This is a genomic window from Paenibacillus anaericanus (assembly GCF_003994475.1).
Lineage (GTDB): Bacteria > Bacillota > Bacilli > Paenibacillales > Paenibacillaceae > Fontibacillus > Fontibacillus anaericanus.
In genome coordinates this window covers 128,087-151,256 of the sequence record NZ_RZNY01000007.1, presented here as the reverse complement: position 1 = coordinate 151,256, position 23,170 = coordinate 128,087, and the positions used below count along the sequence as shown (strand labels likewise).

At 43.9% G+C, this 23,170-nt stretch carries 19 protein-coding genes and 1 pseudogene; 13 read left to right on the top strand and 7 right to left on the bottom strand.

From position 1 onward, the window contains the following. Positions 1-190 precede the first annotated feature (190 nt). Positions 191-292: pseudogene (locus EJP82_RS28375) on the top strand (short-chain dehydrogenase); the annotation flags it as partial. 39 nt (positions 293-331) lie between these two features. Here EJP82_RS28375 and ytaF read toward each other — a convergent pair. Continuing rightward, positions 332-949 carry a sporulation membrane protein YtaF gene (ytaF, locus tag EJP82_RS10835; RefSeq protein WP_127192065.1) on the bottom strand — a complete coding sequence of 206 codons (618 nt, stop codon included), beginning with the start codon at positions 947-949 and terminating at the stop codon, positions 332-334. 145 nt (positions 950-1,094) lie between these two features. Here ytaF and tatA point away from each other — a divergent pair, with 145 nt between their 5' ends. From tatA to EJP82_RS10820, 3 genes are all read left to right on the top strand, one after another. Continuing rightward, positions 1,095-1,292, top strand: a complete 198-nt coding sequence (tatA, locus tag EJP82_RS10830) for a twin-arginine translocase TatA/TatE family subunit (RefSeq protein ID WP_127192064.1) — start codon at positions 1,095-1,097, stop codon at positions 1,290-1,292. A 183-nt stretch (positions 1,293-1,475) separates the two neighbouring features. Continuing rightward, on the top strand, positions 1,476-1,856 hold the full coding sequence (locus EJP82_RS10825) for a DivIVA domain-containing protein (RefSeq protein ID WP_127192063.1): 381 nt from the start codon (positions 1,476-1,478) through the stop codon (positions 1,854-1,856). A gap of 254 nt (positions 1,857-2,110) precedes the next feature. Further along, entirely contained in the window at positions 2,111-2,575 is a 465-nt protein-coding gene (locus EJP82_RS10820) for a Dps family protein (protein WP_127192062.1), read from the top strand. 65 nt (positions 2,576-2,640) lie between these two features. Here EJP82_RS10820 and EJP82_RS10815 read toward each other — a convergent pair whose 3' ends face one another. Further along, entirely contained in the window at positions 2,641-4,335 is a 1,695-nt protein-coding gene (locus tag EJP82_RS10815; RefSeq protein ID WP_127192061.1) for a methyl-accepting chemotaxis protein, read from the bottom strand. A 176-nt stretch (positions 4,336-4,511) separates the two neighbouring features. Then, complete coding sequence (locus EJP82_RS10810) at positions 4,512-5,687, bottom strand: MGDG synthase family glycosyltransferase (RefSeq protein WP_127192060.1); 1,176 nt, start codon at positions 5,685-5,687, stop codon at positions 4,512-4,514. 333 nt (positions 5,688-6,020) lie between these two features. On the opposite strand from EJP82_RS10810, the gene EJP82_RS10805 reads away from it, so the two are divergent. From EJP82_RS10805 to EJP82_RS10785, 5 genes are all read left to right on the top strand, one after another. After that, positions 6,021-6,599 (top strand): TetR/AcrR family transcriptional regulator, encoded by a 579-nt coding sequence (locus EJP82_RS10805; RefSeq protein ID WP_127192059.1) that lies wholly within the window; start codon positions 6,021-6,023, stop codon positions 6,597-6,599. Between the two features lie 81 nt (positions 6,600-6,680). Next, complete coding sequence (locus EJP82_RS10800) at positions 6,681-8,864, top strand: YhgE/Pip domain-containing protein (RefSeq protein ID WP_127192058.1); 2,184 nt, start codon at positions 6,681-6,683, stop codon at positions 8,862-8,864. A 234-nt stretch (positions 8,865-9,098) separates the two neighbouring features. Next, complete coding sequence (gltB, locus tag EJP82_RS10795) at positions 9,099-13,694, top strand: glutamate synthase large subunit (RefSeq protein ID WP_127192057.1); 4,596 nt, start codon at positions 9,099-9,101, stop codon at positions 13,692-13,694. A 178-nt stretch (positions 13,695-13,872) separates the two neighbouring features. Then, positions 13,873-14,793 (top strand): ABC transporter ATP-binding protein, encoded by a 921-nt coding sequence (locus EJP82_RS10790; protein WP_425464334.1) that lies wholly within the window; start codon positions 13,873-13,875, stop codon positions 14,791-14,793. Beyond that, on the top strand, positions 14,786-15,568 hold the full coding sequence (locus EJP82_RS10785) for an ABC transporter permease (RefSeq protein ID WP_127192055.1): 783 nt from the start codon (positions 14,786-14,788) through the stop codon (positions 15,566-15,568). Before EJP82_RS10790 ends, EJP82_RS10785 begins: the two co-directional genes overlap by 8 nt. Positions 15,569-15,622: 54 nt before the next feature. Here the strand turns inward: EJP82_RS10785 and EJP82_RS10780 are convergent, their stop codons facing one another. Together EJP82_RS10780 and EJP82_RS10775 are read right to left on the bottom strand one after the other, a co-directional pair. After that, positions 15,623-16,030 carry a bactofilin family protein gene (locus EJP82_RS10780; protein WP_127192054.1) on the bottom strand — a complete coding sequence of 136 codons (408 nt, stop codon included), beginning with the start codon at positions 16,028-16,030 and terminating at the stop codon, positions 15,623-15,625. 29 nt (positions 16,031-16,059) lie between these two features. Continuing rightward, the gene (locus EJP82_RS10775; RefSeq protein WP_127192053.1) at positions 16,060-17,037 is read right to left on the bottom strand and encodes a M23 family metallopeptidase; all 978 of its coding nucleotides are present in this window, start codon (positions 17,035-17,037) and stop codon (positions 16,060-16,062) included. Positions 17,038-17,194: 157 nt separating this feature from the next. Here EJP82_RS10775 and cls point away from each other — a divergent pair, with 157 nt between their 5' ends. Then, positions 17,195-18,625, top strand: a complete 1,431-nt coding sequence (cls, locus tag EJP82_RS10770) for a cardiolipin synthase (protein ID WP_127192052.1) — start codon at positions 17,195-17,197, stop codon at positions 18,623-18,625. A gap of 16 nt (positions 18,626-18,641) precedes the next feature. Here cls and ligD read toward each other — a convergent pair whose 3' ends face one another. Next, positions 18,642-19,541 carry a non-homologous end-joining DNA ligase gene (ligD, locus tag EJP82_RS10765; protein ID WP_127192051.1) on the bottom strand — a complete coding sequence of 300 codons (900 nt, stop codon included), beginning with the start codon at positions 19,539-19,541 and terminating at the stop codon, positions 18,642-18,644. Positions 19,542-19,724: 183 nt separating this feature from the next. On the opposite strand from ligD, the gene EJP82_RS10760 reads away from it, so the two are divergent. After that, entirely contained in the window at positions 19,725-20,672 is a 948-nt protein-coding gene (locus EJP82_RS10760; RefSeq protein WP_127192050.1) for an ATP-dependent DNA ligase, read from the top strand. A 7-nt stretch (positions 20,673-20,679) separates the two neighbouring features. Here EJP82_RS10760 and ku read toward each other — a convergent pair whose 3' ends face one another. Then, positions 20,680-21,603: a non-homologous end joining protein Ku gene (gene ku, locus EJP82_RS10755; RefSeq protein WP_127192049.1), complete on the bottom strand. Its 924-nt coding sequence runs from the start codon at positions 21,601-21,603 to the stop codon at positions 20,680-20,682. Between the two features lie 243 nt (positions 21,604-21,846). Between ku and tsaE the strand changes: the two genes are divergently transcribed. Further along, complete coding sequence (gene tsaE / locus EJP82_RS10750) at positions 21,847-22,332, top strand: tRNA (adenosine(37)-N6)-threonylcarbamoyltransferase complex ATPase subunit type 1 TsaE (RefSeq protein WP_127192048.1); 486 nt, start codon at positions 21,847-21,849, stop codon at positions 22,330-22,332. A 6-nt stretch (positions 22,333-22,338) separates the two neighbouring features. Beyond that, positions 22,339-23,169 carry a tRNA (adenosine(37)-N6)-threonylcarbamoyltransferase complex dimerization subunit type 1 TsaB gene (tsaB, locus tag EJP82_RS10745; RefSeq protein WP_127192047.1) on the top strand — a complete coding sequence of 277 codons (831 nt, stop codon included), beginning with the start codon at positions 22,339-22,341 and terminating at the stop codon, positions 23,167-23,169. Position 23,170: the final 1 nt, after the last annotated feature.

Sequence of the window (23,170 nt, the reverse complement as noted above, 5' to 3'; positions counted from 1 at the left end):
GTAAAATGTATGAAATAAGTGAGATAGAATATTGACAAAGATTGAATAGATAGAAGATGAATAACATGCAAGGAAGAACGGTGATTATAACGGGAACTGATTCGGGGATGGGCTTAGGCGTCCACGGTGGAACTGGCACGCAGGGGAGCAGACGTTACAATGGCTTCTCGTAGCGTGGAATGGGGCCTAGCAATTAAAAGGAACCCGTGTTACAGCCAATTGCCTTCACCCCGGAGCGGTTACCACGAATATTGGGATTGACCGGGGGACTGGCTTTGGTAAATCGATAGTTATAGACAACGGCCATTCATCTGGCGAGTTCAGGATTAGATTAGAACATTTGATTAATTCCGATTACGATAAGCAGTAAACCTGATATAACGGTAGCGGTATTACCAAACTTCTCAGCCGCATATTTCTCGCCAAATCCTGCACATAATAATAGTAATAGAAAACTGAAAATCCCGACAGATAGCGATGTATACCATATGTCTAGCTGGGTAATGCCCGCATTGAATCCACCGGCCAATGCATTCATAGCCAGCGCGGTACCTAGCAGTATAGATTCCGTTAAACTGATGGATTTGGAACTGTCTTTATCTGCTTCTTCAGGATTGCGGAGCAAGCGGGTAAACGCATTTGTATCGCTATCGCCATCCTTCTGCGATTTTTTCTTTTCTGTGAGTGGTTGTAACAGTACCCAAATCCCGACCCCGACGATGACAACCGTTCCGATGAATTGGCCAATCCAAGGATCGATATAAGAGGAAATCCAAGTCCCGAATAAACCTGAAGTTAAAGTGGCAAGAAGTGAAATGATGGAAATAGCTAAATTGGAATACCACGGAATACGAATTTTTCGGACCCCATATGCAATTCCGACCCCTGCATTATCTAGGTTGGAGGCCAACCCGATGGCAATGATAGCCCACAGATTGTAAGAATTCATGATGTTCTCCCCTTTGCATAGCTTGATGAAACAGCATATGCCCAGAAGTTTGTTTTGGTTTCGATTAAATTTATAAGAAATATTTCCCTTTATTCTGTAAAAAGTAGTATAATTTTTACTAAGATATACCTAAGGAGTGATAAATGTGCTTGAAAATTTGTTGCGACCGACACATTTGCTGTTGTTGGTAATTGCTGCGCTCCTGTTATTTGGTCCTAGCAAATTACCAGAACTCGGGCGTAGCTTCGGCACGATGTTGAAAGAGTTCAAAAAAGGTGCCCGTGGCGATTATGTGGAAGAAGAGAAACCGCAGGAAATTAAAGCGGTTGAGGATAGTAAGTAGACTTAAATAATCCTTACATGCAGGCGCCAGAAGCTGGCGTCCTTTTTGTGTTAAGATCCATGACAACAAGGATGATGGATTTACTTCATGAACTGCCGAATATCGATAAACGGTTATGAATATGTTACATTATAAACGGGATTACTAATAACCAGGTGTAAGCTTATGTACGGAGGGATACCAATGCAAGATGATTATTCACGAAAACTGGAGGACCAGAAAGGTCTGTTTAAACAACTGGGAATCAAGTTAAATGCACTAGGCATTCATGAGAAGGATTTCGATGTGAAAATGCGAGGGTATGAGAAGGAAGAAGTTGACCGCTTCCTCGATGATGTTATCGTCGATTACGAGCGCTTCTACGATATTATTACGGATCTTCTGGATAAATACAAAGAGATCCAGCGTCGTCAAGCCTATTGGGAAGAGGAGAAGAAGTCCCTTTCCCGACTGCCCAAACTCGAAACAGAGAATGTAGTAAATCGTCGAATTGTTGAAGATGGACTTCGGCAAATCGAACGGAGTTTGGAGCAATTTAAGCTTCATATCCGAGAGCAGATCTGAATTTGATTACAAGGGAGGAACCGATGCGAATATGCGTCGGTTTTTTCTTTTTTTTGAATAATAGGTCATTAAAAGGCACAAACTTTACTTAACATATGATACAAAAACTGCATTTCAGTGATATGGGATTGCTTATGGGCAGGTTAAGTGATATTATATTAACAAGATTTAGATCTAGTCTAAATTTAAAATATTTAAATTCTGAAGCTTTCTAGACAAACTGTATATTACATTGGTGAATGGAGGAACAAGAAATGGCAAATCAAATTCTAACTCAAGGTGAACAAGTACTTCAAGGGAAATTGAATCTGCAGATCGCAAACTTAACGGTGCTCTACACTAAACTTCATAGCTTCCACTGGTATGTAAAAGGTGCTAAATTCTTTACACTACATGAGAAATTTGAAGAATTGTATAATGAAACTACTGGTTATTTAGATGAAATTGCTGAGCGGTTGCTTGCAATTGGAGGATCTCCGATTGCTACACTGAAAGAATCTTTGGCTATCGCAACCATCAAAGAAGCAAACGGCAAGGAAAGTGCTGAAGAGATGGTAGCTGCTGTTATTGCTGATTTTGAAACGATAAGTGAAGAACTTAAGCAAGGAATGGAAGCAGCAGTAGAAGCAGAGGACGAAGGTTCTGCAGACTTACTGTTGGGCATGCTAACTGCATTAGACAAGCACAGATGGATGTTGAATGCTTACTCAAGTAAATAAGTTAATGATGAAACGCCCCTTATCCATTGGATAAGGGGCGTTTTTTTTAACTAATAACAGGGGGGTTATACCTTGAATCGTTCGATAAGAGTCTGAAGCTTGTCAGACAGACTGGAAAGGAAACTAGCTGATGCATCTACTTCCTGCATAGAGGCTAATTGTTCCTCAGAAGCTGCAGACATGCTTTGAGCGTTATCAGTTGTTTCATTCGCTACTTCGACGATCTTCTCTATCGATTGTACCAATAGCTCTGAGTTGGTAGATAAATGCCGAACGGTGCCTGATAATTTGTTGATTGCTTTGGCAGTATACTCTGATGAACTTTCGATTTCAGTTAGGGATTCACCAACGCTACGCACCAGTTGTGTACCATGGGCGACTTCTTTAGCAGCTTCATCCATCGTATCGCTCGTTTGTTCCATTTTATTTAATGTGAAATCAATCAGTGTAGCGATTTGCTTCGCCGATTCTGTCGATCGTTCCGCTAGCTTGCGGACAGAGGAAGCTACAACAGCAAAGCCACTACCTTGTTCACCTGCATGTGCCGCTTCAATTGCAGCGTTGATGGCAAGTAAATGAGTTTCAGCTGAGATACCGGTTATGATATCAAGAATACTTTGGATTTCCTTTGAATGGCTACTCAGTTCTTGAACGTTATTAGAGAGCAAAAGAATTTTTTCTTCCATTGTACTCATTTGCTCTACCGTAAGTTTGATAGAGTGGCTACCTTGCTGCGAAGCAGATGAGGAAGTCTGCGCTGCTTGGGAGACATTCTGGGCATTCTGGGCGATTTGGGTAATGAACTGTGCCATCTCTTGTAATGCTTTGGAGCCTTCTTCCAAACTACGCAGTTGTTGCTCTGCACCTTGAGCAAGTTCTTGCGTAATTAATGCAGTTTGTTCACTCGCTTTACCTGTTTGCATCGTGCTTGCAGATAATTGCTGCGACGATGAGGAAACCTGAAGAGACATATCGTTAACTTCCGTAATTAGTTCCCGAAGACTGACTGTCATATTTCCGAAATCACGTGCCAACCTGCCGACCTCATCCTTACTATTCAGGGATAATGGTTGCACAGTCAGATCACCTTTTGCTACCTGATTCACTTGGGTGGATAACTTCTCGATTGGACGAATCATCCAATGAATGAGGAAATAGAGAACGATGGCTGCAATAAGGAATACGATAGCTCCAATAATGAAGGGCAAGGTAATAATCTCCCAAGTCCGATCATGAATAATGGAAGCATCGAAATTAATGGCCATAAGAGCGATGATTTCTTTATTTGGATCATGGTCCTTATAAATGGGGCCATAACCAGTTAAGAGGTCAACTCCATCATATGTATATACCTTAGAATAAACCGTGTGTTTCATGGTGGTGATCATGTCTTTATCAGCTTGATCAAAATAGAATGCTTGTCCAGCGCTGTAACCACGTTGCTTCAAATGTTGGTCGGCGGCCAGAATTTTTCCGTCAAGCGAGAGAATGAACACTTCCTTGAATAGTGATTTATGATCAACAGTCCAGTTCAGTTGTTCTTCAATCTTAGCGAGATCGGAGGAGTCACCTGCTGCCAACTTCTCAATGTCACTCGGAGTTACGAGCCCTGTAGTGATATTTGCACAACCCACCACTTCAATCCCTACGGATTCATAAACTTGACGTTGTGCTGTTTGATAGCTGAATACACCGATTAGCGCACCGACAAGCATAAGAATTCCGATAACGGTTGCGGTAATTTTTTTTGCAAACCCCATAATTGGTTTCCCCCAAATCTTTCTATATAGAATTGTATGAAATTAAGTCCTGAGACCTAACTTACATTATAATTCTAAAGTGTCATCTGTGATTGAGATTTAAATCACAGATTTTAAGTATTAATTAAAAGAATGGGGGATTGTTGATCAATAGCCTCTTTTTTTGGATCACCATATTAATTCGCTCTAAGTCCGGCAATTCCTAAGGCACGTCTGTCTACCTGAACTGTAGCAAGTGAAGAGTGCAATAGTTCCATAACATCCATGGCACAACGTTCAGGTTTATAAAGGGGATGAAGCTGAGATGTTTTTTTGAAATACTCTCTTCGTGAAACTTCATTTGAAATGGATTTAAGCCATTTGTCTAGAATATCGCCTGAGGCGAGAACCTCCCCATATCCTCTACTGACAAAATATTCGCGATTCTTCTCTTCCTGCCCAGGGATAGATTCATAGAACAGCATCGGTATTCCCTTTGCGAGAGCCTCTGTACAGGTCATCCCTCCGGGTTTGGTAATTAGCAAGTCGGAGGCGTCCATCCATTTGCTAATTTCACATGTGTGTCCCATCACAGTAATATTATGATGCCGAAGAGCGGGATGCTTCTGTAGTTTTGCAACTAGTTTCTCGTTACTCCCCATGCAGAATACAAGTTGAACGCTATCTCTCCAGGAACTGAGTCGATTGATGAACTCCTCCTTGAAGAGTAGCCCCCAACCACCACCCATAATGAGAGTGGTCGGCATATCTTTGATTCCAAGCTCTGCTCTTGCGGATTGTTTATTCTGAATGTTCCAGAACTCCGGATGAACGGGAATGCCGGTCACCTGAATGGCTTCTGGGCTTATTCCGCGTCCGATTAGCAAATCACGCACCTCTAATGTAGAAACAAGATAATGTTCGACTTCTGGAGTAATCCATGAACCATGTGCATCATAGTCGGTAATAAGAGTACATAATGGAACATTGAGTCCGGCCGCTTTGAGTCTTGAGATGATCGTATTAGGAATAGGATGTGTACATATAATAAGGTCGGGTCTCAGCTGCCGAATTACCTGAGCTGCATGATGGTAGAACATTTTATGAAGGGCTAAGGTGGAGAGACGTCCCAATGGTTTCTTATATTGCTTTCGATAGAGTAAACCTACCAAGGCGGGGCTTGTATTAATGGTGAGTTTGTAAGCTGACAGAATCCAAGGTGCTAATGTGGGATTAAGAAAGGAACCTAGTTCCAGCACTTTCGTCTTGATCTGTGGATTGAGTTTCTTAAGTCCAGCAGCTAGAGCATATCCAGCTTGAGTATGTCCACTACCGAAGCCTTCTGATAAGATAAGCACTCGTTTTTTAGTCATAGCTTTGATCACCTGCTTCAAATTTTATCCGATCACGCTGTGGATCGGTCAGCCTATAATTACATCATATTTGAACTAACTATGATAATCGGCACGCTTATATATCTGTATTGCTAGTTTAGTTTTTTTATAACGATCATGTAAGAGCCTGCGGGCGGGTCCTTTGCTGGACTTTAGTCGGGGAATGTTTAATGTAATGAAAAAAGATGAAAATTCTTGAAATATACTTGCATTACATTCATGAAAATGTTAAAGTGAGCTATGACCAAATGACCGAAATCGTATTTTAGTCATTTAATGTTTAAGAAGAGGGAAGAAAAGGGGGTGCATAAGATGGCTGTGGTAGATCGCCGGAAACTAGTCATCGAAGCGGCGGAGAAATCGTTCGCCCTGTTCGGCTACAAAGCGACGACGATGGACCAAGTGGCAAGAATTGCTAATGTGGCCAAGGGTACGATTTATACATTTTTTACAAATAAAGAGGAATTGTTTGATGAAATTCTTCGCTCCATCATTGCGGATATGAAGCGGATATCAGAGCAGGAAGTACACGAGGATAAACCGTTCTTCGAGAACTTGTACCAAAGTATGGATGCTCTTTTGGTCTATAGAAGAGAGCAAGAATTACTGATCAAACTTTTTCAAGAAGTACGTGATTTTGGCACACCGCAGGCAAGAGAAGGACTGGAGAAGGTTGAGAATGCAATTCTCGATTATTTGGAACGTCAAATTTCTCGTGCAGTAGAACGTGGAGAAATTCGCTCATTTGATCCAAAAGTCATTTCTTTTATCTTAATGAAGCTTTACGTTGCACTGACTTCAGATTGGAACAAGCTTCATGAGCCATTAAATGAGGCGCAAATCAAGGAATTCGTCAAGATGTTTCTAACAGGCGGATTGTCACCAGAATAAGAGATGCTGGCCCTAAAGGGACCTGCACGTCAAAGTGATAGGATCACAGATATATTGGTTATAACAAGGAGAGAAAAACATATGAGATCGTTGTCGGTATTTTTTAGTGATTTAAAGGCTTCCTTTAAGAAGCCTAAGGTATTTATTCCAATAATTGTAGTTTTGTTTATTCCTGTGTTGTACAGTGGAATGTTTCTTACTGCATTTTGGGATCCATATAGTAAAATGAATGAGCTTCCTGTAGCTATTGTTAATCAGGATACGGGCGCTAACTATGAGGGTAAGTCACTCGAAGTTGGTAATGACCTTGTGGAAGAATTAAAGAAAAGTGATGATTTCTCCTGGAGGTTTGTCACCCGTGAAGAAGCGGCGCAAGGGATGGAGAATAACGAATACTATATGACAATCGTTATTCCAGAAAACTTCTCATCCAAGGCAACAACTTTGATGGATGAAAATCCAGAACCAGCTCAACTTATTTATGAGCCGAATGAGGGCTATAATTTCTTGGCCTCACAAATTGGTGGTACGGCTGTTAAAGAGATCAAAACCAAAGTTTCTGCAAAAGTGACTGAAGCGTATACTGAAACTTTGTTCGATCAAGTGGAGGAAATCTCCGGTGGATTGGGTGATGCAGGAACCGGGGCCAACACACTCAATGATGGAGCTGTTAAACTCGATGATGGTGCACTGAAATTGAAAGAGAATTTGGCTAAATTAGTTGATGGAACAACTAAGCTGGAATCTGGAATTACTCCATTGAAAGATGGAGCAGGTACACTAAGCCAAGGAGCTGAAGATCTTCAAAAAGGTTCTTCTACTCTAGCGAGTGGGTTAGATCAGTTAACTTCGGCAGGTTTGCAACTAGAAGATGGTGCTGTGAAGGCTAGTGCTGGCGGTAAGCAATTACAGGCAGGTCTGCAATCTTCCTTGGAAGGTGCGAATACACTTAGTGCCGGATTGAAATCTTCTGGCGAGGGTAGTGAGAAGTTAGTAGCGGGTCTCGAATCTTCAGTGCAAGGAACTGGAAAAGTAACTGAAGGTGCCAAAGCAGTAGCACAAGGGTTGGAGCAACTAACAAAAGCAAGTCCAGAGCTTGCAAGTAACCCTGCAGTGCAAAAACTGTTGGCAGCGAGCCAAGCGGTTGCAACGGGTAGTGAACAAGTGCTTCAAGGACAACAACAATTGTTGCAAGGCAGCAAAGATTTGAATGGTGCACAACAGCAATTACTACAAGGTAGTCAGAAGCTCTCTCAAGGACAGGAACAATTGCTACAAGGTGCAACGCAAGTGTCAGCAGGACAAGAGCAACTTGCAGCTGGATTGAAGCAGTTTAATGGTAAATTGTCAGAAGCTGCAACTGGTGGGAAAAAGCTTGCCGATGGTTCTGGTAAGCTCAGTATTGGTGCACAGCAAATCCAAGATGGTATGGACCAATTATCTGGTGGCGTAGGTACGCTTGCTAGTGGTTCTAAACAATTGGACAGTGGCGCTGGCGAATTGAAAGATGGTATGGATAAGCTTACAGAAGGTTCAGGAGAATTGGCTACTAAGCTGAACGAAGCTGCGGATAAAACTTCGAGCGTGAAGAAAACCGATGCACTTGTAAACATGTACGCTCAACCGATCGAAATTGAGGAACATAAAATTGATGAAGTACCGAACTACGGTACTGGATTCTCACCTTATTTCTTATCATTGGGACTCTTTATAGGTGCACTTATCTCTACACTAGTAGTTCCAATGCGGGGATCTGCTGTTGCAGATGCAACCGGATGGAATCGTTTTGTCAGCCGAGTGTTAGCTTTTAGTTTGATGAGTTTGATTCAATCAATTCTAGCCGCTATTCTGGTGTTGTATGTATTAGGTCTAGAAGTACAAAGTGTTCCACTCTTCTATTTGTTCACTTTCGTCACTAGTTTATGTTACATGTTTATCACTCAAGCGCTTGTAACTTGGCTTGAAAATCCAGGACGGTTCTTAGCAATCCTGATGCTAATCTTCCAATTAACGACCAGCGCGGGTACGTTCCCACTGGAACTAATTCCTAACTGGATGAAAGTATTTAACCCTTGGTTACCAATGACGTATAGTGTTAGTGGGTACAAAGCGGTTATCTCGAGTGGTCAATTCGGTGTCGCTTGGGGTCACATGGGCATTCTTATGATATTTGGACTGCTGTTCCTAGCACTAACACTGGTATACTTCCTACGTCATGATCGTAGTGAGGAAGAAGTTGGCAACGAGGCGATATTGAGTGCTTAATTAAAAAGGAATAGAAAAAAGTTATAGGATTATGAAAGGTCCGTTTACTGGTGTTAAAGCCAGCGAACGGGCCTTTTTCGTTTCTTGTGAAGTTGTCAACAAATTCGCCGTAAAATTGTATCCATTAGTGCAAAAGAAAGAGAAAATAGTGCAAAAACTATAGAGCTATTTTCCGTTAGAATTAAAACAAAGGCAAACCGGATTTATTTGATGTAGAGAAAGGTAGTGTTCAAAATGAAACATACTGTGAACCCATCACGACAGGGACTTTATAATCCTTCATTTGAAAAAGACGCTTGCGGTATGGGATTTGTGGCCCATATTAAAGGTGAGGCGTCTCATGAGATCGTGAGCCAAGCACTGACGATGTTAAGTAACATGGAGCACCGCGGTGGACAGGGGAGTGAACCCAATTCAGGCGACGGTGCAGGTATATTACTGCAAATCCCTCATTTGTTTTTCGCAGAAGAAACAAAAGGGCTCGGGTTTACTTTGCCTGGGCCAGGAGAGTATGGAGTAGGGATGTTATTTCTGCCACAGGATGAGACTATCCGCAAAGTACAGGAAGCACAATTCGCTAAGATTATTGAGGAGGAAGGGCAACACCTGCTCGGTTTTCGTACCGTTCCAACACGTGATGACATGCTCGGTAAATCGGCAAAGGAAGCAAAACCGTTCGTTAGCCAGGTCTTTATTGCCCGCGGTGCTGGGCTAAGCAAAAATCTCGATTTTGAACGTAAGTTGTATGTGATTCGTCGTCGTGCTGAACTTACGATTCGGTATGGTGGAGCGGATCAAGGAGATTCATTCTATGTATCAAGTTTATCTTGTCAGAAAGTAGTCTACAAAGGCATGCTCACAACTGAGCAGGTTGGGGAGTTCTATCTTGACTTACAGGATGAAAAATTAGAATCAGCGATCGCTATGGTCCATTCCCGTTTCAGCACAAATACGTTTCCAAGTTGGGAACGAGCACATCCATATCGGTTTATGATTCATAACGGTGAAATTAATACACTTCGTGGTAATGTGAATTGGATGCATGCACGGCAGTCGATGTTTGCAACCGAAGCTTTTGGTGATGATCTGGATAAGGTCAAACCTGTCATTAATCCAGACGGTTCGGATACCGCGATGTTTGATAATACATTTGAGTTTCTATACCTTAGTGGACGCTCCCTGCCCCATGTCGCTATGATGATGGTGCCGGAGCCGTGGAGTACGGATAGTTATATGAATAAAGATAAAAAAGCGTTCTACGAATATCATAGCTCGCTGATGGAGCCATGGGACGGGCCTGCGGCTATGGGGTTCACGGATGGGGTCCAAATCGGGGCGATTCTAGATCGGAACGGACTCCGACCTGCGCGTTATTATGTAACAAAGGACGATTTGATCGTATTGTCTTCAGAGGTAGGAGTACTCGATATTCCGGCGGAAAATGTGCTGTATAAAGACCGTCTTCGTCCGGGGCGTATGTTACTTGTAGACACCAAAGAAGGACGGATTATCTCGGATGAAGAGGTGAAAACTTCTATCGCTAGAGAGAACCCGTATCGTCAGTGGCTTGATGAGCATCTTATTGCACTGAAGGATCTACCGGTAGCTCCGGAACTTCCGCAGGGAGGACATGAAGATATCGTACGTCGTCAGATGGCGTTTGGATATACTTTTGAAGATTTGCGTAAAGTGTTGGAGCCCATGGCGTTGACTGGAGTCGAAGGTCTAGCATCCATGGGATATGATGCACCACTTGCTGTATTGTCGGATCGTCCGCAAAGACTTTACAATTATTTCAAGCAAATGTTCGCTCAAGTAACGAACCCTCCTATTGATGCCATTCGGGAGGAACTTGTGACTTCGACTATAACAACTATAGGTCCTGAGCGAAACCTGCTCAATCCAGAGCCGGAGAGTTGTCGACAAATTACACTGGACGGTCCTATTTTATCCAATGAAGATTTTGCGAAGCTACGTCATGTTCAACGTCCGGGATTTAATTCGATGACATTTCCGATTTTGTTTCCAGCAAATGAAGGAACAGAAGGGCTTGCGACGGCTATTTCTTCACTTTGTGAAGCGGCGGATCAAGCTATTGCCAAAGGCCATAATATTCTAATCTTATCCGATCGTGGTATGGATATGGAGAATGCTGCTATTCCTGCATTGCTGGCTGTATCTAGTTTGCATCATCATCTTATTCTTCAAGAGACAAGAACCAAAGTCAGCATCTTGCTCGAAACTGGGGAACCACGGGAAGTTCATCACTTTGCGCTATTGTTAGGCTATGGAGTCAGCGCAGTGAATCCTTATTTAGCATTTGAGACACTGGGTGATATGATTTCGCAGCGAATGTTACAAGGCATTTCACATGAAAAGGCGATTAAGAACTTTATCAAAGCCGCGACCAAAGGCGTTATCAAGACATTGTCGAAGATGGGGATATCGACGATTCAATCGTACCGAGGAGCGCAAATATTTGAGGCTGTTGGTCTCAATGATTCGTTCGTGGATAAATACTTCACTTGGACCCCAACCCGCATTGGCGGGATTGGTCTTGAAGAAGTTGCTGAGGAGACACTTACTCATCACTTCAGAGCTTTCACAGATAAAGATGGAAATGATAAAGTACTTGATTCCGGTGGGAATTTCCAATGGAGAAGTGACGGAGAGGAACACTTATTTAATCCACAAACCGTCCATTTACTGCAACAATCTGTTCGTACTGGTGATTATGAATTGTACAAGAAATTCGCCAGTCTCGTACAGGGTGAGGATAAGAAGCATTTAACTCTACGCTCTTTACTTGATCTGAAACCGGTGGGCCCAAAGGTACCGATTGAAGAAGTAGAATCGGCCGCTTCAATTGTGCGTCGCTTTAAGACAGGTGCGATGTCTTTCGGCTCAATTAGTAAGGAAGCACATGAGACGATAGCTATCGCGATGAACCGCATCGGTGGCAAGAGCAATACGGGTGAAGGCGGGGAGGATCCGGCACGATTTATACCTGATAGCAATGGGGATTTACGTCGGAGTGCTATTAAGCAGGTGGCATCAGGGAGATTTGGTGTAACGTCTCACTATTTAGTGAATGCAGATGAAATCCAAATCAAGATGGCACAGGGAGCGAAACCTGGCGAAGGTGGGCAACTTCCGGGTAAAAAGGTATATCCTTGGGTAGCGGAAGTACGTGGGTCAACTCCTGGGGTTGGGCTCATATCGCCTCCTCCACATCATGACATTTATTCCATTGAAGACTTAGCTGAACTAATCTATGATCTGAAGAACGCGAATCAACGTGCTCGTATCAACGTGAAGCTCGTGTCTGAAGCTGGAGTGGGTACGATCGCAGCTGGTGTAGCGAAGGGACGTGCAGATGTAATTCTCGTGAGTGGTTATGATGGCGGTACGGGTGCTTCGCCGCAGAGTTCGATCCGTCACGCAGGTCTACCATGGGAACTAGGTCTGGCTGAGACACATCAGACGCTTATGTTGAATAATTTGCGTGATCGTGTCGTACTGGAGACAGATGGTAAAATGCTTAGTGGTCGTGATATCACTGTTGCTGCTTTACTTGGTGCAGAAGAATACGGTTTCTCCACAGCACCGCTTGTAGCAGTGGGCTGCATTATGATGCGTGTCTGTCAATTGGATACTTGTCCGGTTGGAGTGGCAACGCAGAATCCAGAGCTGCGGAAGAACTTTGCTGGGGACCCACAGCATGTGGTTAATTTTATGACCTTTGTGGCCGAAGATTTACGTGAATGGATGTCTGAACTCGGCTTCCGAAGTCTGCAAGACATGATTGGCCGTACCGATTGCTTGAGCGCGGTTAAGGCGGTTGATCATTGGAAGAAGAAGGGTGTAGATCTCACACCACTGTTGCATGTGCCAGTACAGAGTGAAGGAAGTAGTCGCTATTGTACACAACAGCAGAATCATGCACTGAATGAGACGCTTGATGTTACAAAGCTATTAGATCTAGCTGCGCCTGCATTAGAGCGCGGGGAAGCCGTTAGCGCTAACTTGTCGATCTGTAACGTGAATCGGGCTACAGGGACTCTATTAGGCAGTGAAGTGACACGTATCTACGGTGCAGCAGGTTTGCCAGAGGACACGATCCAATTCTCTTTCGAGGGATCAGCAGGTTTAAGCTTTGGTGCATTCGTGCCCAAAGGTATGACACTTACTGTAGAAGGCGATACCAATGATTATACTGGTAAAGGACTGTCGGGTGGGAAGGTGATCGTGAAACCTTCAGCTCATGCAACGTTTGCCGCAGAAGAGAATATTATTGTTGGTAACACTTCGTTTTATGGTGCGACTAGTGGCGAGGCTTATGTACGTGGTATTGCTGGAGAACGGTTTGCGGTACGTAACTCAGGTGCGAACATCGTCGTTGAAGGCGTTGGGGACCATGGCTGCGAGTATATGACCGGTGGAGTAGTGGTTGTTCTTGGGGGAACAGGCCGTAACTTTGCTGCCGGCATGTCGGGTGGTATTGCCTACGTACTAGATACGGATGGTGGGCTAGTCAATCGGTGCAATCATGAAATGGTATTATTAGAGAGAGTTCAAGATGCTGCCGAAGCCGAAGAAATTCAAAGACTAATTAGTCGTCATACTCTCTACACGGATAGTCCAGTGGGTCAGCAGGTGTTGGATAACTGGAACGAGTATCTTCCGAAGTTCGTACGTGTTATTCCTAAGGACTATAAAGTGATGCTAGAGCAAATCCGTAAATTTCAGGACGATGGTTTACAAGGAGAAGCTGCACTGCTTGCTGCCTTTGAAGCAAGTACTCGGGAATTAGCTTGCTCGGGAAAATAAGCAGATAAATAGACAAGAAATTACAAACCGGAGATACCCTGCCCTTAATAAGGTCGAGGTGTCTTCGGTTTGTGCGTTCTTGATATCGACTGCTCATTTTTTAATTCGCATTCAATATATGGTAAACTGGCAAGAATGATGTTTATGAGTGGGTGTAAATCTCACCAAGGTAGGGAGTGTGAAACAAAGAATGCAGAAAAAAACTGTCGTCCAGATCAAAGGTGTAAGTAAAAAGATAGGTTCCAAAACGCTAATTGATAATTTAACGCTAGATATTCCAGCGGGTCAGGTGTTTGGATTCCTGGGACCTAATGGGGCCGGGAAGACAACAACCATTCGGATGATGGTGGGGTTAATGTCCATTACCCAGGGGGATATCCTGATTCAAGGTTCCAGTATTAAGGATGAATTTGAGCAGGCCATATCCCATGTAGGTGCTATTGTTGAGAATCCTGAAATGTATAAGTTTCTTACGGGTTATCAGAATCTACTGCATTATGCCCGGATGTCACCCGGGGTTACTGAGCAGAGGATTATGGAAGCAGTAGAGCGCGTGGGAATGCAGCATCGAATTCACGATAAAGTGAAGACCTATTCGCTTGGCATGCGCCAGCGGCTAGGTGTGGCTCAGGCTATTTTACACAAGCCTAAGCTTTTGATTCTGGACGAGCCTACCAATGGTCTTGATCCGCAAGGTATTCGCGAGCTTCGTGATTATTTAAGAGAATTGTCGAGGGAAGAGGGAACCACGGTTTTTGTATCAAGCCATTTACTGTCGGAAATGGAGCTAATGTGTGATACGGTTGCTGTCATTCAACAAGGGCGCCTTATTGATATCAAAGAACTTAAATCAGGAGACAGCGAGAACGAACTGCATGAAATTGCTTTCGAAGTCAATGATCCACAGCGAGCAAAAGCGATTATCGGAGAAGGTAGAATCGAAGAGAACCGTCTTATTGTAAATGCGAAACGGGAGTCAACACCCGAGATTAATGCGAAGTTGGTTATGTCGGGTATTTCAGTATTTGGAATATATACTGTTAAACACTCACTGGAAGATCAGTTTTTGGAGATAACAGGGGGTGGGCATATTGGGTGATTTTCTAAAGCTTGTACAGAATGAGAATATGAAAATTTATCGTCGGTTGCGCACCTGGATCATGTTTGGACTAACCGCGTTACTTACGATAATGTTCGGAGTATTGTTTTCTCTTGAGGGTGGTTCCACGGTCTTGAGCGCTTGGGATGTCATATCACAGTTGTTCTTTCTCTATTTTCTCGCCACTATTTTCTCTGTTATTGTTGCTTCTGACATTGTGGCCGGTGAGTTTACTTGGGGGACCATCAAGCTGTTGCTTATTCGTCCGTGGACTCGTACCAAAGTGCTACTATCCAAGCTAATAGCGGTACTGCTATTTACGATTGCGTTAACGGTTGTATTTATGATCGCGGCGATGGCGATCTCGTTTCTTCTTTTTCATAAAGAGTCTTCAGATATCTTTGCTCAAGGAGACAGCCCGTTGCGATATATTATGGAGAGTTTGTTGTACAAATATATCGATCTCGTAGTCATTACCGTGTTCTCGTTTATGATCTCCACGGTATTTCGGTCGGGTGGAATCGCCATCGGGCTATCGATGTTTATTCTGTTTACGGGAAATATTTTTACTATGCTGTTTAGTCCAGCACGGTATTCATGGGCGAAATATGTTTTGTTTGTCAATATGGATCTAGGCCAATATATGGGGCAAGGCGCTATTATACCAGCGGCGGGTATGAGCCTAGCGTTCTCCTCCTGGATACTGGCGGCCTATGTGCTACTGTTCTTAGTTATCTCATGGATTGTGTTCAAAAAGAGAGATGTTGCCGCTTAAACGATTCTATGGTTTACGGTGCCCAGTTTAATCAGTTCAGTTCGAAGCAAGGAATTATCCTGCTTCGGACTGAACTTCTTTTTTTTTCTTTTCTTTGATATTCGGAACAGGGGTGGGTGCGTTCTCCATTTTGCTACTCCCATTGAGAATGCCGCCTTCTAAAATAATGAGATTATTAACATGCACATTTCCAACGATCTTACCGTTTTTTGTAATCGTCAGTCTTCCTTGTGTTGAGATATCTCCACTCACTTTCCCAGCAACAATTACATTCGCAGCTATGATATTGGATATGGCTTCTCCGGTCTCACCAACAATGACATCCCCGGCGCAATGAATCTCCCCCTGAAAATTACCCTCAATCCGTAAGTTGGCATCACATTCAAGTTTACCTTCGGCGCTACTGCCTTGGCCAATTAATGTATCCGTAGTCTGATATATTTTTTTATTTTGTTTAAACAATGTGCATTATCCTCTCTTATAAAACAGATTTATTGTTTAAGGAAGGGCATAGGATCAATAGGCTTATTCTGTTTAACGATTTCGAAATGCAGATGGGATCCTGTACTTCTTCCCGTATTACCAACTTTTCCAATGGTTTGTCCCTTGGTTACGATGTCCCCTGCAGAGACGTCGATATCGCTGAGATGTAAATACCAGCTTTCAAGTCCATCGGGGTGCTGTATGACGATATATTTACCGTGCGAACTATCTCTATCTGTCGTTAAGACTTGACCAGCACCGGCGGCATATACGGGATCGCCAATCTTACCTGAGATGTCGATACCCGAATGAAAGGCGGCTTTACCCGTGAATGGATCGGTGCGGTAGCCGAAGCTAGAGGTTAGCCTCTTGGAAGGAGTAGGCCATTCCGAAGGGTTCCCCGTCAGAGAGTATTGAGTTTGTGTAGCTCTTATGAGCGTCACGGGAATATTTTTCTCCATCTCATCCAGCATGGCATTCATTTCGCGAAAATCGTCGCCAGTCTCCTTAGCTAAGTCGTCAATTTCGTTGTCATGGACAGCGATGTATTCTCCCCCGATACCTAATGAATCCGTATCATCCAAGGATAAGGCGGATAAATTGCTGAGGTCCCCCTGTGTACCGTATTTGTTTATAAATTCTTGGAGTTCAGCCTCAAGTTCTACAACCTTTTCCATCCGGTCCATCATCCCTTTCGATTGTCCGGATAGTGTAACAACCTCGTTCTGGAGTCGCTGAATAGCTTCGTCTCGGTCAGTTACAACTGCTTCGAACTGGATGCTCTGTTGTTGTAGTTGGCCCTCAAGCTGTGTAATGGTACGGTTCGAATTTATATGCATACTGACGATTAGACCAGAGATAGATAGTAGGGCAACCATCGGGACTGCGACGATAAGCGGCTTGGATACACGGACTTGTTTGACAGGCTGATTTGCGTCTCGGAGAACTAGCAACGTCATCTGATTTGATAAACTAGCACTTTTCATGGCATCTCCTTCCCATACTTTAATAGCTTCTATAACTTATCTATTCTCGGGTCTCTTAAAACATGTCAAAAAAAAGAGATATCGAATACCCACAGCAGCTAGGAAATGAATAATTTATAAACGGTGGTTAATGCTTATTGAAGGGGAGGCGAAGTGGATGGTTTGGCTGATCATAATTTTACTTGGTTTTATTTATCAGATAGCTACAATCTTATTCTTGGAATTTCGCAATCCTCCTAAAGCTATGGCTTGGATGTTTATTCTGTTTCTGGTCCCGTTTATTGGTTTCATCCTCTACTATTTCGTGGCACAGGATTATAAGAAACGGAGAAAACTTCGTCGTCAAGGAACACGAATATTCCAGGAAATAAAGCCTGTATTATGGAAGCAATCGACGATTGTGACTTCTCCTGAAGAGATGACCAATCCCGACTTTACTAGTCAAGGTCGACTATTTGAACTACTCACTCATGTATCCGAAAGTCCGATTACGGGATGTAACGAAACGGTGATCTTGAGTCAAGTAGAGAAGGCTTATGCGGCAATGATTGCTGCGATGGAGGCAGCTAAAGATCATATACACATGGAGTTCTATATCTTTCGAAGTGATGTTATCGGTACTCGCTTTCAGGAGGTCATGATTCGTAAGGCTAGAGAAGGTGTGAAGGTACGGATGATATGCGATGGATTAGGAAGCTATAATCTGAAACACTACTTTATTAAACAACTTGAGGAAGCGGGGATAGAGATACATTTGTTTCTTCCGCCTTGGATTGCGATTCTAGACCGCAGGGTGAATTATCGCAATCACCGTAAAATATTGGTGGTCGATGGAACGGTTGGATTTGTTGGTGGGCTTAATGTGGGTGATGAATATTTAGGGTTGGCATCGAAGCTTGGTTATTGGCGAGATACTCATCTTCAAATGAACGGCGATGCGGTCTATTTTCTACAAAATACATTTCTAGCGGATTGGCAACTTGCTTCTGGTGAAAAGGTGTATGATCCCAAACTATATCCTGAACACCAATGTGTCAGAAACGAGCGGGCACAAGTCTTGACCAGCGGGCCAGATCAACATTGGGATGCTATCCAAGAATTGATCTTTGGGGCGATTGCCGCAGCAAAACAGCGTATTTGGATTACTTCGCCCTATTTCATCCCTGACCCTAGTATTCGCACTGCTCTGAAAGTGGCAGCTGTTAGTGGTGTAGAGGTGATAATTATTATTCCATATCACTCAGATAGTTGGTTAGTGCATCTAGCATCACTCTCTTATGTGGAAGAACTACTACAAGTTGGAGTGAAGTTTTATCAGTACACTCAAGGGTTTATTCATGCCAAGGTGATGATAGTGGACGATTTAATGGCCACGGTCGGTACGGCTAACATGGATATGCGCAGTTTCTTCTATAACTTTGAAATGATCGCGATTCTGTTTGATGCTGTTCCAATTGAGAAACTGGTGTGGGACTTTCAGAATGATCTGACAGAGTGCCGTCCAATTACTTCACGAGAATTCTCGCGTCGCCGGCGTCTACAGAAGGGAGCGGAGATGCTAGCAAGACTGCTGTCTCCTCTCCTATAACCTGCGATTCCCCTGATTAGGAATGGGACAAATTTTGTAGATGCTTCAATATGAGTTCAACCGATTGTGGCGCGACCGATTGGAGTAGATCTCCATGAACTTTTAAACGTTCACCTATATTGAGCAAGTTGAATTCAGCAGGATGGGGATCAAGTGCTACTTCCTCCCAAGTTAAAGGTGTTGAGACACTTGCAGCAACGCGGGCGCGAGGGGTATAAGGAGATGCCAATGTTTTTCCTGCGTAATGCTGTAAATAGTCGAAGTAGATTTTATCGCCGCGGTCCTTCTTGAATCGTTCGATAGTGAACAATTTAGGATGTTTCTCGGTTACATAGCGGGCCACGAAATGGCCAATGGAACGGAGCTGCTCAAAGGTGACTCCGTACTTGACGGGCACGATAATCTGGACTCCCGTGGCTCCTGAAGTTTTGGGTACAGAGCTAAGTCCTAATGAAGATAGAACTTCTCCGACATGGAGGGCGGCTTCCATGATCCGAGGCTCATCCTCTACTGAAGGATCTAGGTCAATGATCCACTCACAAGGTAGCGTCTCTCCGACAAAATGCAAGGATGGATGAAACTCAATAGAGGCCAAATTTCCCAGCCATAATAGGGTAGGAAGGTTATTCATTACGACATAACGAATGTTCTCGTGCAGAATTGTTTTTACGTAAAGAGGTAAGGGTTCTGGTGCGTTCTTCTGATAGAAAAATTTACTGTGTATTCCTCCGGGATACCGGATCGTCGTTAAGAGGCGATTATGACAGTAGCGGAGTAAATAGGGGGATAGTTCGGTAAGCTTTTCTAAATAAATCATTTTGCTAATCCCAACCTCGGGCCATAACAACTTATCTGGATTAGTTACCGATACCTCTTCGCCTTCGATGGTGATGGTGCCTTTTATACTTCTTGGCATGTAGCTAACTCCTTTCAAGTTCTCAGAGCTTTTTGATTTTTTGAACGCTAATTATGGAAGGATCAATGCTTTGAATGTAGGGTGACCTGTTGAACGGAAAACTATGAGTAGGGATGAGGGAATGGAAATCCGGAGCCAAGGGCAAACTTTTGGGAAATAGGGATGAGTATGAGGTGTTGAGGTATGGAATTGAAGCCAGTAACTCCTTTTGAGCCGTTGCGTACTGAGGTGATCCCCAGTGGAAGCAACTGGGTTGCTCAGGTTAAGTGGGATGGGGTAAGAATACTAACCTACTATGATGGACATGAGACCCGGCTCATTAATCGCAAAGGGAACGAGCGTAGTAGGCAGTATCCTGAATTTATCGATGTACCATCATATTGTCAGGCACATTCCGTCATTTTGGACGGAGAGATGATCGCTTTGGCAGGAGGGAAACCGTCTTTTCACGAGATTATGAAACGCGACAGTTTGCGGAGGGAACAGGAAATTTCATTCGCTGTAGGGCGGACTTTGGCTATATATATGATATTTGATATTTTGTATTATAACGGGCAATGGGTAACGAATGAGACACTTGAACATCGACAACAGCTGCTGCAAAATATAATCACTCCGCATTCTGCGTTACAACTCGTTCCTAATGTACAGGATGGTGAGGCTCTGTTTACTGTGATGAAGGAGCGAGGCTGGGAGGGTATGGTTTGCAAGCGATTGGATAGTAGCTACCTGATTGGTGGGAAGGATTCCAGATGGCAGAAGTTAAAGCTCGGTTACGATTTGTATGCAGTAATTGGTGGCGTGACTTATCGAGATGGGATCGTGAATGCTCTATTGCTTGGACTATACAACCAAGAAGGGAATTTTATTTATATTGGACATGCTGGAGGCGGTAAGTTAAAAGTTGCGGATTTGCGTGAGCTTACGGAGATCATCCAAACCATGATTAGAGAAACCGCTCCGTTTGTTAATCAACCTCAGCGTGTTAAAGGGGCCATATGGGTTCAACCGACCCTTAGTGTAAAGGTGCAATTTATGGAATGGACCCCCGGTGGGACCATGCGTCATCCTGTTATTCAGGGAATGGCTACTGTGCCACCGGAGATGTGTGTCGTTACACAAATAGAGTAACCTTTGTTTATGAGATTGTTTTGTTAGCCGCCTTGCTTCCAGTCCTGCGTTTGGGTTTGGGGACTATGGCGGCTTTTTGGTCTGTATCAGCTTCAGCCGATTTCGTAGTTGCTGCTTTACGTGTCCGCTTTTTCGGGGCGGGACCGGGGTCAGTGGCAATGACGGGTTTGACGGCTTGAATGCTAGCTTGTAGCGCGGCCATCAAGTCAATTACATTACTCTCCGGTTTGGCAGGGGCAAGACTAATCTCTTCACCAGCCACTTTTTGTTCAATAAGCTTCAACAAACTTCCCCGATAATCATCGGTATATTTATCCGGATGAAACGGAGTAGACAGTTGCTCAATTAGTAGCTTAGCCATGGATAGTTCCTTTTCATTGACAACGGCACCTTCAGGCAGATTAGGCACTTGTGAAATAGGCCGAATTTCATCCGGGTAGAAAATAGTCTCCACCGCCAAACATCCGTCCATGACACGAATGGCTGCTAGGCTACTTTTGGAGCGAATGGCGATTTTGGCGATGCCAATCTTACCACTTTGCCGCATGGCTTCGAGCAGGAGTTGATAGGCATTCGAACCGGCTTGATCGGGAGAAAGGTAATACGTCTTCTGGAAGTAGATTGGATCAATTTCTTCCAAATCAACAAAATCCAAGATGGTGATACTCTTCTGGGATTGAGCGGAGAGTTGCTCTAATTCTTCCTTTTCAAATAGTACGTATTTCCCCTTTTCGTATTCATACCCCTTTGAAATTTCACCCCATTCGACATCGACATCACAAGTTGGGCAACGTCTGACATAGGCAAGGGGGCTGCCGCATTTTTTATGAATGTATTTCATTGAAATGTCTTTGTCTTCAGTTGCAGAGAACATTTTAACTGGAACATGTACTAGCCCAAAGCTGATGGCTCCTTTCCAGACGGTGTGCATATAGACGGAACCCCTTTCTTAAAGGATGATTTGATTAGTTGTCTTCATTAGTATGGTTACAAAATGTATTTCTATGTTCTGGGTTGCCGAGTGTACTGATTGCTTCGGTCCTTGCGGGTCCTGCGATGGACCGATATAATGGGGACATACGTTTTTTTGTTAGTACGGTACGCATTTCAGTAAACCGCTAAGAGGGTATTCTCACTTTAGTTGGCGGTTGATTAAAAGGTGGTAAAAACGGAAATGGAATTTGATAAAGCTTCTGCACAATTTGTATATGAAGCGCAAGATTTGAATGGAACGGAGAAGTTGGCGGCGTTTCTTGCGAACAAAGCTGAACCAGGGACTGTTATTGCGCTGGATGGGGATTTAGGAGCAGGGAAAACGGCCTTTGCCCAGTTGTTCGCTAAGCATTTGAACGTAAAGGACACAGTGAACAGTCCAACTTTTACACTGATTAAGGAATATGAAGGCCGATTGCCTTTTTATCATATGGATGTCTATCGGCTGTCCCAGGCAGAAGCAGATGAACTTGGGCTGGATGAATATTTTTATGGACATGGTGTGACGCTGGTGGAATGGGCTAGTCTGATTGAGGATATTCTTCCACCGGAGATACTGCACATTTATGTGGAGACGGTGACAGAGAATAAGCGGCGGATGACTTTGATCGGGCGTGGTAAACGCTATGAACAATGGACGAAGATTCTGAAAGAAAATGGGGTTTAACAAAAAATGAATAATCACGAACAACAACCGCTGCAGCGGTTATTGGCGTTTGATACATCGACGTCCTCTTTGGCGGTTGCCGTTATGGAGAATGACAGGCTGCTAGCGCAAGTGAATATCCTTGCTGAACGTAATCATTCAGCTTTTTTAGTTACAGCAATTCAAGATTGTCTGGATGCAGCAGGGGTAAGCCGAAATGACTTGGATGGAATTGCTGTAGGTGTGGGTCCAGGTTCATACACAGGGATCCGGATTGCGGTAACTACGGCCAAGACACTGGCATGGGCGTTACAACTGCCTGTAACTGGGTTATCAAGTTTGGAATCAACAGCGCTTGGCGGCTGGGCGAACGGTACGAAGCAGGATGCAACGAGCATCAAGCCACTGCCTGCTGAGTCGAACGTGGATGATGGGGTAACCCATTCGGATGAGGACTGGATCATACCTCTAGTAGATGCAAGGCGTGGGCAAGTTTATACTGCACTCTTTGCTGCGAGGGAAGGGAATTTACCACGCCGTTTGGAGAAGGATGCGGTCCGGCTCATGGACGTTTGGTGTCAGGAACTGGCTGCAAAGATTATGACGCTGACCCCGGAGCAAAGACCAAGCGCTGTATGGTTTGTTGGCGAAACTGCGCAGCATGAAGCTGCAGCGGAAGAACTACGTAATCTGCTAGGAGAAAGCCTTCATATTATGTCTTATGAGTTAGAGGGTATATGGGTTGGACTTTGTGGTGCGGACCACTTCTTAACTGGCGAAAGAGCAGATGTACATTCTTTGGAGCCTAATTATACTCAATTGGCTGAGGCGGAAGCTGTTCGGCTTCGCAACGCATAGG